This is a genomic window from Bartonella sp. SL320 (genome assembly GCF_059687635.1).
On record NZ_CM185143.1, the window covers coordinates 1,054,619 to 1,068,879 of the forward strand.

Annotated in this window: 11 protein-coding genes and 1 tRNA gene; 5 read left to right on the top strand and 7 right to left on the bottom strand. The window is 34.6% G+C overall.

From position 1 onward, the window contains the following. Positions 1-22: 22 nt before the first annotated feature. The 3 genes from AC6ER8_RS04340 to AC6ER8_RS04350 all read right to left on the bottom strand — a co-directional run bounded on the left by AC6ER8_RS04340 (position 23) and on the right by AC6ER8_RS04350 (position 3,393). Entirely contained in the window at positions 23-1,186 is a 1,164-nt protein-coding gene (locus tag AC6ER8_RS04340) for a D-alanyl-D-alanine carboxypeptidase family protein (RefSeq protein WP_497077559.1), read from the bottom strand. A 662-nt stretch (positions 1,187-1,848) separates the two neighbouring features. Then, the gene (locus tag AC6ER8_RS04345; protein ID WP_497077560.1) at positions 1,849-2,745 is read right to left on the bottom strand and encodes a septal ring lytic transglycosylase RlpA family protein; all 897 of its coding nucleotides are present in this window, start codon (positions 2,743-2,745) and stop codon (positions 1,849-1,851) included. A 572-nt stretch (positions 2,746-3,317) separates the two neighbouring features. Further along, a tRNA-Lys gene (locus AC6ER8_RS04350) sits at positions 3,318-3,393 on the bottom strand. Between the two features lie 1,311 nt (positions 3,394-4,704). Between AC6ER8_RS04350 and lexA the strand changes: the two genes are divergently transcribed. Both lexA and rimO read left to right on the top strand, forming a co-directional pair. Beyond that, the gene (lexA, locus tag AC6ER8_RS04355) at positions 4,705-5,418 is read left to right on the top strand and encodes a transcriptional repressor LexA (protein ID WP_497077561.1); all 714 of its coding nucleotides are present in this window, start codon (positions 4,705-4,707) and stop codon (positions 5,416-5,418) included. Positions 5,419-6,147: 729 nt separating this feature from the next. Continuing rightward, complete coding sequence (gene rimO / locus AC6ER8_RS04360; RefSeq protein ID WP_497077562.1) at positions 6,148-7,461, top strand: 30S ribosomal protein S12 methylthiotransferase RimO; 1,314 nt, start codon at positions 6,148-6,150, stop codon at positions 7,459-7,461. Between the two features lie 530 nt (positions 7,462-7,991). Here rimO and ttcA read toward each other — a convergent pair. The 4 genes from ttcA to AC6ER8_RS04380 form a co-directional block, all read right to left on the bottom strand. Further along, positions 7,992-8,867, bottom strand: a complete 876-nt coding sequence (gene ttcA / locus AC6ER8_RS04365; RefSeq protein WP_497079605.1) for a tRNA 2-thiocytidine(32) synthetase TtcA — start codon at positions 8,865-8,867, stop codon at positions 7,992-7,994. Between the two features lie 263 nt (positions 8,868-9,130). Further along, complete coding sequence (rpsD, locus tag AC6ER8_RS04370; protein WP_012231733.1) at positions 9,131-9,748, bottom strand: 30S ribosomal protein S4; 618 nt, start codon at positions 9,746-9,748, stop codon at positions 9,131-9,133. Between the two features lie 170 nt (positions 9,749-9,918). Continuing rightward, positions 9,919-10,746 (bottom strand): glutamate racemase, encoded by an 828-nt coding sequence (gene murI, locus AC6ER8_RS04375; protein WP_497077563.1) that lies wholly within the window; start codon positions 10,744-10,746, stop codon positions 9,919-9,921. Then, complete coding sequence (locus tag AC6ER8_RS04380) at positions 10,746-11,576, bottom strand: RNA methyltransferase (protein WP_497077564.1); 831 nt, start codon at positions 11,574-11,576, stop codon at positions 10,746-10,748. The genes murI and AC6ER8_RS04380 overlap by 1 nt, the downstream gene beginning before the upstream one ends. Before the next feature lie 295 nt (positions 11,577-11,871). Between AC6ER8_RS04380 and sfsA the strand changes: the two genes are divergently transcribed. From sfsA to radC, 3 genes are read left to right on the top strand one after another with little or no spacing between them, the layout of a single operon-like run. Then, positions 11,872-12,588 (top strand): DNA/RNA nuclease SfsA, encoded by a 717-nt coding sequence (sfsA, locus tag AC6ER8_RS04385; protein ID WP_497077565.1) that lies wholly within the window; start codon positions 11,872-11,874, stop codon positions 12,586-12,588. After that, positions 12,581-13,411 carry a type I methionyl aminopeptidase gene (gene map, locus AC6ER8_RS04390; protein ID WP_497077566.1) on the top strand — a complete coding sequence of 277 codons (831 nt, stop codon included), beginning with the start codon at positions 12,581-12,583 and terminating at the stop codon, positions 13,409-13,411. Before sfsA ends, map begins: the two co-directional genes overlap by 8 nt. Before the next feature lie 17 nt (positions 13,412-13,428). After that, positions 13,429-14,223 (top strand): RadC family protein, encoded by a 795-nt coding sequence (gene radC / locus AC6ER8_RS04395; RefSeq protein WP_497077567.1) that lies wholly within the window; start codon positions 13,429-13,431, stop codon positions 14,221-14,223. The last annotated feature ends 38 nt before the right edge of the window (positions 14,224-14,261 follow it).

Here is a 14,261-nt window from a genome sequence, read left to right on the forward strand (position 1 = left end):
CCTTAATCTTATGAGCGTGTAACTACAAATATTTCCGTAACCATCCAATTGTTATTTCATAGAATGCATCTTTTACTTTTGTAAAGAAACTTCCTTCTTGAACATTTATTCCAGCAAAAACCGGTTTTTCTAAAATAACCTTGTTATCTTCTAAAATTTGAATAACGCCAACAGGTTGCACTGAAACAATGGGCGCTTTCAATGGACCATGATATTTAATTTTTGCTTTAACGTTAACTTCTTTTTCATTTGAAAGCATAAAACTTATTGGATTTTTGACAATCAGTGGAACAAAATTTTGCTTTCCACCATAAACAGAAGCACGACCAACTACTTTTTCTTTTGTGAAAATCGTTTTGAGATCAAAAGCTGTTATTCCCCACTGAAGAATGCGTTCTATTTCTTTTGTATGTTTTTTACCATCTTGCAAACCATTAATTGCTAAAAAAAGACGCCGATGATTTTTATAAATGGTGGCAACCATTGAAAATCCTTCTTTTTCACTGTAGCCAAAACCAAAACCTTCTACACCAATTTCCTTAGAAATAAGAGGATTTTTATTTCGTTGAAAAATATTATTCCAGGTAAAATGAGGTTCACGATAAAGTGTATAATAATCAGGATATTCCTGAGCAATATGACGCGCTAATATGATCATATCGCGCACGGTTACAAATTGTCCCTCTTCGGGAAGCCCTGTCGCATTAATAAAATGGCTTTGAGATAATCCAACTATTTTAGCGCGCTGATTCATCAGCTGTGCAAAATGAGCCTCATCACCTGATATTCCTTCAGCTAGGATAATAGCAGCATCATTTGCATTGACAATAATTAAACCACGTAAAAGATCAGAAACACTGATTTTTGTCTTTATTTTTGCAAACATAGTGGTTGTACCGGAAGGGGCCCCACCCTTGCGCCAAGCATTTTCACTAACCTTAAATTTTTGTGTATTCCTTAACAGTCCTTCTTTTAACTGATGAAAGACGACTTCCGCTGTCATCAATTTTGCTAATGACGCAGGAAAAAAAGGAAGATCACTTTGTTTTTCATAAAGTATTGTTTCTGTATCATCATCGAGTAACAACACTTGTGAGGCAGAAATTTTAAAGTCTTGCGCTTGTCCCCACGTGTCAAATGCCAATATTCCCCATAAAATTAATAAGATCCTTAATGCTATACACATGAGCCCTCCTCCCATTCAAAGATCAGCAGAATCTACTATATAGGAAAAATTCTTCTTATTTCCGCAAATTAAGGAATTATTGAAAACTCAAGAAAAAAATTATCTTCCATGCGAGAACTAATTTAAAGGCATGAAAGCCAAAAAAGCTTTTTATCTTTTTATTACTTATGATAAATGATCATTTTTTAAACTTGAATCTGACTAAAATACTGTAAGTCTTTCTCATCATCCTCCTTTGAAACAATTAAATTTGTTTTTCTACCCTTCATAAGCAAGGTTCGTATAGAGGTGAAGATTAAGGTTACTAAAGAGAGAGTAAAAAATACTTTTTATAAATTTCTCAAGTCCTAAGAATTATTGACAACATAAGGGCTTTGCAAAGTTGTACGATGGTATAAATTTATATCTTTATAGGGGGCAAGAAAGCAATGACTCATGGTTTATATACCATTTACGGGCGTTTCCGTAAAATGGGCTTGAGAATGTTAATTAAAATAAGTGTGTGAATCGGCAATGGACTGGAGAGAGAGCTGTTTTTTTACAATCTCCCTCCTCTTTTTTTAAGAAGGACCTCCTTTAAAAGAAAAACTTAAAATGAAATCCACGATTTTTTATCATTTTTACTTAAAAATTATATCGATAAAAAATTAACGCACTTTTTCTTAAAACAGTTGTAGCCAATTGAACTTTGTTTTCTTGTTGAGCTTACTTATAGAAGCAACTTGATCGAATGGCACCGGCTTATCAGCCATGATAGGACCGATTTCTGGCAATCTCACTGCAACAGTTTCATTGTGTTGTTCCTGTTTAATAGCAGCTACCTTAGCTAATTCTGCCTTGTTTCCTGTATTGGGCTCTTTTAGCAAAGCAGTTTCTCTTTTTTTCGAAACATTTTTCGATGCTAGTGAATATGAGGAAGTATTCCCAGGAGTATAAGAGGCCATTAAATATGCACCATCATAATGGCCAATAGGAGCTTCAGAAATATATTCTACTTTAACATCTGCGACCCCCTTATCTACATAACCAAGGATTGCCGCAGCTTGTTTGGATAAATCAATGATACGGTCTTTCATAAAAGGTCCACGATCATTTACTCTAACAATAAGTGAAGATCCATTTTTCAAATTAGTAACACGAGCATAGCTAGGTAAAGGCATTGTAGGATGAGCAGCCGTCAAAAGATTCATATCATAAATTTCACCGTTGGCCGTTAAACGCCCATGAAAATCTGAACCATACCATGATGCTTCGCCAACACGTTTATAGGTTGGATCATGTTCAGGATAATACCACTTCCCTTTTATTTGGTAAGGTCTACCAACAACGGCCCGTCCACGTTTGTTTTCTTTTGATTGATTTTTCTTATTGGACATTTGCTTTGGTAGAACAGAAGTATCTACGTCAATTGGTTTATTATAATGGGAATCTTTTATTGAAAAATGTGCAGTTTGGCTTGCGCAACAAGACACCAATGACTGAGAAATAACGATCATAGAAAATAATTGAAGTGTCGGTTTAATAATAGAAGCAAAATTCTTTTTGTTTTTTGAAGGCATTTATTCAGTCCACTTATTTTGGTTAAGTACTGCTGTAAAAAAAACGTTACGCTTTCTGCACACGAGAGGAAAATCCACGTTTCTAAATAATTTCTCTCGCTCTCGCGCATACACCACCCTTAAATTTGGCCTTTTATCAAAAAATTAACATATTGTTAACCATTTTGTGACTTTCATAAGAAATAAATGCACTATGTAAAAATATTAAAAAATAAAAAATAAAAAAAATCAATATGTTACTGAGAAAGCACTTCATAATATAAATTGTGAATAAGTATGATGATTTTACCTGCCTATTTCATCTAATATAGAGAGTATAAAAAAATCAAACCATGAATTGCGAAAACGAGCAGCCACATCTGCTATCAATTCAGATGTCATTGTATCATGGAGTTTAAAGCACTTTTGATTTAGACTGGAGAATATTCTATCAAAATGTCTGATGGAAAACAGTTGCCTGAAGAATCAAATAAAAAAATTCAAAGACAATTGTGGCAGTTAAAAAAACTAAAAGGAATCAAAACAACAAAGATTCTCTAAATTTTGTATAGCTTATTGGTATTGTTTAAAGTTGGTGAGCGCGCAGGGATTCGAACCCTGGACCTACTGATTAAAAGTCAGTTGCTCTACCAGCTGAGCTACGCGCTCTCATACAAGCTATCTAGTTTGCAGAAAGTGAGGGGAACATACGGTTGACTTTTCATTTGGTCAACACCTTTTAAAAAAAATATTATTATTTTTTCTAGTTATCAATAATTTTTGTTTTTTGTCCCTTTCCTCGTCATAGCATAGTTACTCTTTGATCTTCTTTTGAAATCTTAATAAAAAATAATTTAACTATAAAAATATCTCATAGATTTGAAGCACTAAAATTATAAGTTCTCCCCTTTTTCTCCTTACATGGGCAGTTGAGCATCATGGGATGAGCAGAAAGTACCCTTTAATACACTATCATTTTTATCGCGTCATGTTTTAGTTTTCAATTTTTAATATGCATAAAGATTAATATAACATATTGATTTTTTTTATTTCTTTCTCATCTCGAATGAAGACCCCAAATATTGCAAGGTTCTCGCATTTTATTTTTATATTAAAATAATAAAAATCATTTGTTTGGCCAACATAAGGAGAAGAATAAAACGATTAAAAAATGAAAATGCCTCTTAATATTTTTTTTCAACAACAAAAATTATCGCAAGATGAAGCTTGGGGAAAAATAATATGATGTTTTAAACTGTTGAAATGTAAAGAGAGCACGATTCAATAAATTTTGTAGTATTTGCAAGGTTATTTTGATGGAAGCAAGTCTATTGAGAAGAGCTATTCTTAAAAAATGTTTGAATAAGAAGTAATGATATTTTGAGGATGCAGTTTTCGTATTCATGCACAATGATTCTATAACGAAAGTCAATTGTTCTATAAAATGAAGAAGATATAGAACAAAAAAATTTAATCTCATTAAAAATATCAAATATGATTATACGTGACGTTCATTATTGTAGCTGTAGATCATTTGACTAAAAAATAAGAAAATAGAAACGATATGTAAAATGATTCTAAATGCACATAAAGTAATCCGTTTTGCTATTGAAAGAATGCATTTTTTTAAGTTTTTATACGAGAAATTAAAAAATACATAGATCTATTAAAAATAGAAAGGCGATACTGATCATAACTTTAGTGTCGGATAATTCAATCAGAGCTATAAAATATTATTTTTTAATATTAATGTATTTTTATAATATATAAAAATATTATGATACCTTTATTAAAGTAAAAATTTATAATTATCACACATTAAATATGTCTATAAATAAACATATTGTCTAATTAACTTCATGTATAAGATCAAAATAAAAGAAAATAATTTTGATTTAACTCAAAAAAAATGTAGAATTATTTTATATACATGTATTTTTTTTACGGTAATATTTTTTATTCTTTTGATTGGAACACTGAATGCTAACATGTAAACAATATGAGCTGCTTTTATTTATTCACAATCATATAAAAGAAATTGGTGTTCCTCCCTCTTTTGAAGAAATGAAAAATGCTTTAGGACTTTCTTCAAAGTCTGGCATTCATAAGCTCATGATAGCCTTAGAACAACGAGGTTTTATACGTCGTTTACACAATCGTGCTCGTGCAGTAGAAGTGATTCGACTTCCTGAGAAAATAACATTTAACCTTTCTCTCGCACGGAAAATTTCTCCCAGTATGATAGAAAAAAATAAAAGGGAAATATCAAAAAACTTGACTAATCTTGGTAACTTAGAGGCAGAAGAAAAACAAAATACTACCATTCCCATTATGGGACGTATTTCTGCGAGTGTACCCGCCTCTGCTATCCTGCAACAAACAAGCACACTTTCTCTCCCACATGATATGGTTAATACAGGTGAGCACTATGCATTAGAAGTTAAAGATGATTCTATGGTGGAGGCTGGTATCCTTGATAAAGATACGATTATTGTGAAACGTCAAAATACAGCAATATCAGGTGAAATTATTGTCGCATTTATTGATAAAAAAGAGGCAACATTAAAACGTTATCGACGCCAAGGAACCTCTGTTGCATTAGAAGCTGCTAATCCTCACTACGAAATACGTACATACAAGTCCGAACGTGTAGAAATACAAGGAAAACTTACCGGACTTATTCGCAAATATTAAAAAAATAAACTTATATACGCGATGGATATCGTAATAAAATGCAGCACAAAAAACTACGGAGTGTTTTTTGACATTATGCTATACGCAGTTGATTTTCTTCCTACAGCTAAAAATGTGCCTCAATCGGTCTATAAACAATCAAAATCTTTGTTGAGCGAGTTTCAACTTTCCTCCCTCCCCTCTCCTCTCTTATATTTTTACTTAATGCAAGGCTCAATAAGTAAGCATAAATATATTGATTTATAATGATAATTTAGTGTTATTCATATTAAATTAGACTCTCAAATAACGTAAACTTCTCTCATTTCAAATCTCTCTATCTTGAATCAATCAAAATCACTTGTTTGCACGTCAAAAGCGGGGCTGGCGTGTGGGTGAAAATTGTATATAAGAAAGAGCTAAAAATGGCTTTTATGAACCGTCTTCCGTGCCAAGGTTTGTTGGCAACATTTTAGAGCTAGCAAATAGTGCGATGATGCCGGTTTTTTTTAATATTCAGCACTTACCTAAAAAACTTGAATGCTTTGAAGGGGGCTGTCTTATATCATCGTCCTTAATAAAGATATTTGACAGCGCAATAAGATAAAATTGTAAGCATACACAAAATATTATAGAAAAAAATCAAATAAATTTGTAACAGATTGTTATGTATAAAAATAAAGCACATTTATTGACTTTTTAAGTCAATAAAAATGGAATGCAATCGTTCATCATAATTATAGGGTTATCATGGTCGCTCCTCGTATTAGTTTTGTCTCTCTCGGATGTCCAAAAGCACTCGTAGATTCTGAGCGAATTATTACAAGCCTCCGCTCTGAAGGGTATGAAATTTCACGCCAACATCAAGGGGCAGATGTCGTTATTGTGAATACCTGTGGTTTTCTTGACTCTGCCAGAAAAGAATCATTAGACAATATTGAGGAAGCTCTCAAAAAAAATGGAAAAGTTATTGTAACAGGGTGTCTTGGTGCTGATCCTGATGTTATTCGGCAAACATACCCTAATGTATTGGCCATTACAGGACCACAAGCTTATGAAAGTGTTATAGAAGCAGTTCATACAGCGATTCCGCCCGTTCATGATCCTTTTCTTGATTTAGTTCCTCTCCAAGGGATTCGTTTAACACCTCGCCATTATGCCTACCTAAAGATTTCTGAAGGATGCTCTAATCGGTGTAGCTTTTGTATCATCCCTACACTGCGTGGTGATCTTACTTCACGCCCCATCAGTAACGTTCTTCGCGAAGCTGAAAAACTCGTACAAGCGGGTGTAAAAGAACTTTTGGTTATTTCGCAAGATACGAGTGCTTATGGTATTGATCTGAAATATCTCGAAAACTCTTGGAAAGATCGCACAATTAAAACAAAATTTTTTGATCTGTGTCGCGAACTAGGCGATATGGGGATCTGGGTCCGTATGCATTACGTTTATCCTTATCCCCATGTGGATGAAGTTATTGAACTTATGGCAGCTAAAAAAATTCTCCCTTATCTGGATATTCCTTTTCAGCATGCATCACCGACTGTTTTACGTCATATGAAGCGTCCTGCTCTTATGGAAAAAACAAATCGTAGAATTGAAAAGTGGCGAAAAATATGTCCAGATCTCGCTTTACGATCAACATTTATTGTTGGATTTCCAGGCGAAACAAATGACGATTTTAATATGTTGCTAGAATGGTTAGAAGAAGCAAAAATTGAACGCGCTGGATGCTTTAAATATGAAGAAGTAAAAGGAGCTGTTGCAAATGATTTGGGATTAGAAAATATTCCTGAAGACGTAAAAGAAAACCGCTGGCATCGTTTTATGGCAAAACAACAACAAATTTCTGCACATCTTTTAAAGAAAAAAATTGGAAAAAGACTCCAAGTGCTTATCGATGAAAGTCAAGGAAAAGTAGCCAAAGGACGAAGTCAATATGATGCTCCAGAAATAGATGGTGTTGTCCATATATCATCGCGACGCCCCTTGCGTGTCGGTGAATTTGTCACCGTTAAAATTGAACAATCGGATTCTTATGATCTTTATGGTATAGCTGTTTGAAAATTTGACTTTTCCTCTCCTCAATGTCAGAGATTCCTATTAGCATCGGTTAAAAAATCAGTTTTCCGTAATAGAACTCAATCGCTTATGATTCACTTCATGAGAATTTGCGGACAATCCCTGTCCTTAAGAATTTCTAGACACTCTAAAAATATTTTAATTTAACAAGAAGTTAGCTATTATTTTGGTTGATCGTCACCTTAAATGACAGTGTTTTACGGCACAACAAGATAAGCTAAAACCTACAAACCTCTTTCGTTTTTATTTTAAAATGCGTAAATCAACAATCATATTATTATTGGACTGTCATTGGTTATTTAAAGGAGGGGTTATTTAAAGGAGGCATTTAAAATTGTGTTTTATGCATATAAGAGCGTCGCTTATGATATAATGGGGACTTTTTATGGATACAATATAAGAAAATTCGAAATAAAACGCCTATGGCTGTTAAATTGCAAAGCAATAAAATCATTATAAATAAGCATCTTATCTCAAACTCTTTAAACTTATTTTTTAATATCTCACTTTCATTAACACATTTTAAAATCAAAGAATTTCTTATCCAGCAAATGGCTTGGACGCACATTCGTTAAAGCGCGAATCATTGTATCTTTACGTCCTGGCATTTGTCTTTCGATATTTTTTAACATTTCTTTCATGGCATTACGTTGTAAACCATCTTGGCTACCGCAAAGATTACAAGGAATAATCGGAAATTGCATTGCTTGAGAAAATTTTTCCAGATCTTCCTCAGCGGCATAGACAAGAGGACGTAACACAAAAAGATCTCCTTCATCATTTTTAAGTTTTCCAGGCATAGCGGCTAATCGGCCCCCGTGAAACAAATTCATAAAAAATGTTTCCAAAACATCATCTCGATGATGACCAAGAACTAATGCAGAACACCCCTCTTCACGTGCAATGCGATAGAGATTACCACGTCGCAATCGAGAACAAAGTGAACAATATGTCTGCGTTTCTGCTAATTTATCTGTAACAATGGAATAAGTATCCTGATACTCAATACGATAGGGAATTTTATAAGAGCTTAAGAAATCTGGAAGAATATGTTTAGGGAATCCTGGTTGTCCCTGATCAAGATTACAAGCAAGAATTTCAACGGGTAAAAGACCACGCCATTTTAAATCTAAAAGAAGTGCTAATAAACCATAAGAGTCTTTTCCGCCCGATAAAGCGACAATCCATTTTTTTCCAGTAGAGAACATAGAAAAATCATCCAAAGCTTGTCGCATATGACGCAAAAGCCGCTTGCGTAATTTATTAAACTCCACATTTGAAGGAGCCCGCCGAAATATGGGATGACAATTATCTTCTTCGCTTGCCAAAAGATTATCTTTCTCTTTGTTTTCTTCTATTGCCTGATATTCAACGGAAACATTATTCATAAGACCATGTCCTGCACAAGTAATAGCTTGTTTTGCAAAGACAAAAACAAACATAAAGCAAGTTTATATTTATATTTTTTGAATTTATAAAAACAGATACGAAAAAAAGAAATGGAACTATATAAGCCTATAACACTAGAATAGTGTAATAAACTCAATATAGAACCATTTCCAAAGCATTTCCTAACTTCAAAGATTATAAAAACAACACAATAGTTTGAAATTATAACAATAGAAGAGAAACAATTTTTCTTATAGAAAAATTATCGAGAATAAAATTCAACGACCAGATTAGGCTCCATTTGCACAGCATAAGGTACATCTGCAAAAGCAGGAATGCGTGTAAAGGTCGCTTTCATCTGTTTATGATCTGCTTCAATATAATCAGGGACATCACGCTCTGCCAATTGCACAGATTCTAAAACCAAAACAAGTTGTTTTGATTTTTCCCGAACCTCAATAACATCACCTGGTTTACAACGATATGATTGAATATTTGTACGTCGTCCATTTACATTCACATGACCATGATTAATAAATTGCCGAGAAGCAAAAATCGTAGGCACAAATTTCGCACGATAGACAACAGCATCCAAACGAGATTCCAACAAACCAATAAGATTTTCACCCGTATCACCCCGCCGGCGAGCAGCTTCTACATAAGTTTTATGAAATTGTTTTTCTGAAATGTCGCCATAAAAGCCCTTCAACTTCTGTTTAGCGCGCAATTGTACTCCATAGTCAGAAAGTTTTCCTTTACGGCGCTGTCCATGCTGACCTGGACCATAATCACGACGATTGACAGGAGATTTTGGACGACCCCAAATATTTTCCCCCATACGTCGGTCAATTTTATATTTTGTTGTTTCGCGTTTACTCATCGCATTTCCTTTAAAATAAAACACGAGATCTTAAGATCCCAAGGAAACGCGCCCTCCTCTGCCTTTAATGCTTAAAGACTGACAGAATAGCTTAACATACCAACATGCAAAGTTATCCACGGGACACGTTAATGATTGCCATTTTCTTGAGAGAAAAAGCTAAAATAGCTTTATTGCTCTCGTATCCCAAAGTCAACTCCTTTTATAAGCTTTAAGCCAAACCCTTTTAATAAATGTTCCGTTGAAGACGTGATATTTTTCGATGTTAGCAACGCAAAATCTTGGTATTTTTTTATGGGTTGCTGATGTATTTTGTCCGACAAGGGCAATAATGATCTGATATGTTTGGCAATTGCTTTTGCTGGATCAATCCATTTGACGGACCATAAAGCTTGTTCACGAAAGAGTTTAATCAAAAAAGGATAATGCGTGCAGGCTAAAACAATAACATCCGTATATTTGCCATCTTTTTCCACAAAACATGGTAAGATTTCTTTTCTTAACTCTTCTGAATCAATAGGTTTTCCCCGTAAATAATCTTCAGCAAATCCAGCAAGTTTTTCACTTCCTACAAGTTGAACATGACACTGTCCAGCAAACGCGTTAATCAATTCAGTTGTATAGGCACGTTTAACGGTTCCAGGAGTCGCCAATACAGAAATAAAACCAGATTTTGTTTGTTCAGCAGCTGATTTAATTGCAGGAACCGTTCCAACAAAGGGAACATGCGGAAAGTTTTGCCGTAAATCTGCCATCATCAGTGTAGAAACAGTGTTGCAAGCAATTACACATAAGGAAGGATTATAGCGTGTTAAAAGATTTGTAAAAATCTTTAAAATGTGCTCTTTTAAAGCGCTTTCTTCCCAATTACCATAGGGGAATCCTTCATCATCAGCCACATAAATAAATTGTATTTCAGGGATAAGAGTGCGCGCTTGTCTCAACACTGTTAAACCACCAATACCACTATCAAAAAAAAGAACAGGCCGTTCATCCATCAATTTTCACACTTATTTTTAATTTTTTGACGATCACGTTCTTCAGGAGCTCTACTTCCCCGTGGATATTGTGGAGAAAAATGATCTAATGAAGATATAACGCCTCGCAATAAGCGAACCTCAGATTCACTAAAGTTAGCGCGCGTAAAAACAGAGCGCAAATTTGTAAGCATAACCTCTTTTCGTTCTCGGGGTCTAAAGTACCCACGGATATCCAAAGCTTCTTCTAATTGAGATAAAAAACCATGAAACACTGTTTTATTTGCAGGCTCCATCTCTACGGCACGAAATGCCGTATCGCTCACATTTTCTAGACCTGCTTTCATCCATTCGTAAGACATCAAAAGAACCGCTTGCGCGATATTAAGTGACGCAAAAGCAGGATTAACCGGAAAAGTAATGATTTCATCAACAAGGCTGATTTCATCATTTTCTAATCCCCATCTCTCTCTTCCAAAGACAATACCTGTTTTATGTCCGATATTTTCACGCTGACGCAGTACATTTGCCGCTTCTACAGCACTTTTTACAGTTTTAAATCCACATCTTTCACGGGCTGTTGTTGCAAAAACATAGTGTAAATCTGCAATTGAATCACGCAATGTGTCAAAAATTACAGTGTTGTTAATGACATGATCTGCTTTACTTGCAGCAGCTATGGCTTTTTCATTTGGAAATGCTTCTCGAGGTTTGACGAGCCGAAGTTTAGAGAGTCCAAAATTTGCCATTGCCCTTGCGACCATACCAATATTCTCAGGAAGTTGCGGTTCAACTAAAATAATAATGGGACCATTTGTTAAATTTTTACGATTTTTATTCGTTCCAGCCATCAATTTTACCTAGTGTCATTTAACGCTCTTTCTCAACTATTTTTTTAATGTAACCTTCTTCACAGTAGTCTAATGTTTTTTAATAATAAATTATAGACAATGTTGCTTTTTCACTCAGAGTATGAATTCTCTCATATTAAATCTTAAAAGTCCTTAAAATGAACGATGGAATTTATAATAATTTATATAAGATATCGTCGCGTTTGTTATATTAATTTTATCTTCTTTGATAGGAAATAGCTCCACAAATCATAATCTCAGTTGAATTATGAAATTATAAATCCTAAAAAAGAGTATGCACTTTACTCCCAAACTTTTTCCTGCAAAGCTTATCCGCCGTTATAAACGTTTCCTTGCAGATGTTAAACAAGATGATCAACATATTTTCACCGTATCGGTACCAAATACAGGATCAATGCTTGGATTGACAGATTCCAACGCTAATATTTGGCTTTCATATCATAAAAATCCCAAGAGAAAATATGCCTATCAATTAGAAATTGTTGAATCCAATAATAGTTTGGTTGGCATTAATACCACTTTACCGAATAAACTTGCGTTAGAAGCGATTCAAAACGGATTACTGCCAGAATTAAGTGGATATAAAACAATTTTAAAAGAACAACGTTATGGAACACAATCACGTATTGACTTTCTTTTACAAGATGGCAGTCTTCCTGATTGTTACTTAGAAGTCAAAAATGTTCATTTTATTCGTCAAAAAGGATTAGCAGAATTTCCTGATACCGTGACAAAACGGGGGACCCGTCATCTTGAAGAACTCATACAAGTCGTACAACAAGGAAAACGAGCGGCAATGCTTTATGTTATTCAACGAGAAGATTGTGAAGCTTTTACAATTTGTCATGATCTTGATCCAATCTATGGACGTCAGTTTGATTTAGCATTAAAATCAGGGGTAGAATGTTATGCTGTAAAGTGTCACGTAAATGTAGAAGGCATTTTTCCGATTCAGAGAGTAAAAATAGAAAATAGAAAAAACAATGATTGAGTATATTGAATATAATAAAACCCCTTTAAAATTTAACGGGAAAATCCGCATTTTCGATGACTATGCTTTTGCTAAAATGCGTGAAGTCGGTCGTATTGCAGCAGAATGCCTTGATGCACTTACGGATATTATTAAACCTGGTGTCACGACGCAAGAAATTGATGACTTTGTATTTACTTTTGGCGCCCAAAAAGGCGCTCTTCCTGCTGATCTTAATTATCATGGATACAGCCATTCATGCTGTACATCTATCAATCACGTCGTCTGTCATGGCATTCCCAATAAAAGACCCTTGCAAGAAGGCGATATTGTGAATGTTGATGTGACCTTTATTCTTGATGGCTGGCATGGTGATTCAAGCCGTATGTATCCTGTTGGAAAAATCAAACGTGCTGCAGAACGCCTTTTACAAATAACCTATGAAAGTCTTATGAGAGGAATCGCTGTTGTTAAACCTGGAGCAACGACCGGTGATATTGGTGCAGCTATTCAACAGTATGCAGAATCTGAACGCTGCTCAATTGTGAGAGATTTTTGCGGACATGGTATTGGGCAGCTTTTTCATGATTCTCCCAATATTCTCCATTATGGAAATCCTGGAGAAGGAATCGAATTAAAACAAGGGATGATGTTTACGATTGAACCTATGATTAACCTTGGTAAGCCACACGTGAAGATTTTATCTGACGGTTGGACTGCCGTTACCCGTGACCGCTCTTTGACAGCACAATATGAACATACAATTGGTGTCACAAATGAAGGGTATGAAATATTTACACAATCGCCTAAAAATATTTTTTATATTCCAAATTCGCAGACTTAATGCACTGTAGAGATGTTATGGCTAAAAAATTAAATAAAAAGGAAAATATTCAAAGTAATCACTTTGCATTAACATCAAATTCTTCAATCACCCCAGCATCAGAAAGAAAAAGTAAAGAGCCTAAGAAAGGTGCACAGCTTGATAAACATTATCAAGGACATCGTGAGCGTCTTCGAAAACGCTATTTAAAGTCAAAGGGAAATGCAATTGAAGATTATGAATATCTTGAATTATTGCTTTTTCGCACAATACCCCGCGCAAATACAAAACCGATAGCTAAAAGTTTGTTAGCACATTTTGGTTCATTAGCTGATGTGTTGGGAGCTGATATTCATCGACTTCAAGAGGTTCGAGGATGTGGTCCTGCAACGGCAATTGATTTAAAAATTATTTCAGATGTTGCTGGACGTATTGCTCGTGCACAATTGTTTAAACGTGATATTTTTTCATCATGGGATAAAGTATTAGCTTATTGTAAAGCGGTTATGGCTCACGAGACACGTGAACAGTTTCGTATTTTATTTCTCGATAAAAAAAACGGCTTACTTGCCGATGAAGTACAACAAACTGGAACGATTGATCATACCCCTGTTTATCCTCGTGAAGTTATTTCTCGCGCTTTAGAGTTATCTGCATCAGGACTTATCTTAGTCCACAATCACCCTTCTGGCAATTCCACCCCCTCTGATGCAGATATAACAATGACATACAGATTAAAAGATGCAGCAAATGCATTAGGCATTACGATCCATGATCATCTTATTATTGCACGACATAACCATACAAGTTTTAAAGCATTAAAACTTATATAAACCTTATGGGGAAAAAGATTTCATTCAAGAATGAATAA

Bases quoted from the DNA above. Each gene is read 5' to 3' on its own strand.
- lexA (WP_497077561.1), top strand. From the start codon at position 4,705: ATGCTAACATGTAAACAATATGAGCTGCTTTTATTTATTCACAATCAT.
- ttcA (WP_497079605.1), bottom strand. From the start codon at position 8,867: ATGAATAATGTTTCCGTTGAATATCAGGCAATAGAAGAAAACAAAGAG.
- murI (WP_497077563.1), bottom strand. From the start codon at position 10,746: ATGGATGAACGGCCTGTTCTTTTTTTTGATAGTGGTATTGGTGGTTTA.
- rimO (WP_497077562.1), top strand. From the start codon at position 6,148: ATGGTCGCTCCTCGTATTAGTTTTGTCTCTCTCGGATGTCCAAAAGCA.
- map (WP_497077566.1), top strand. From the start codon at position 12,581: ATGATTGAGTATATTGAATATAATAAAACCCCTTTAAAATTTAACGGG.
- sfsA (WP_497077565.1), top strand. From the start codon at position 11,872: ATGCACTTTACTCCCAAACTTTTTCCTGCAAAGCTTATCCGCCGTTAT.
- AC6ER8_RS04380 (WP_497077564.1), bottom strand. From the start codon at position 11,576: ATGGCTGGAACGAATAAAAATCGTAAAAATTTAACAAATGGTCCCATT.
- AC6ER8_RS04345 (WP_497077560.1), bottom strand. From the start codon at position 2,745: ATGCCTTCAAAAAACAAAAAGAATTTTGCTTCTATTATTAAACCGACA.
- AC6ER8_RS04340 (WP_497077559.1), bottom strand. From the start codon at position 1,186: ATGTGTATAGCATTAAGGATCTTATTAATTTTATGGGGAATATTGGCA.
- radC (WP_497077567.1), top strand. From the start codon at position 13,429: ATGGCTAAAAAATTAAATAAAAAGGAAAATATTCAAAGTAATCACTTT.
- rpsD (WP_012231733.1), bottom strand. From the start codon at position 9,748: ATGAGTAAACGCGAAACAACAAAATATAAAATTGACCGACGTATGGGG.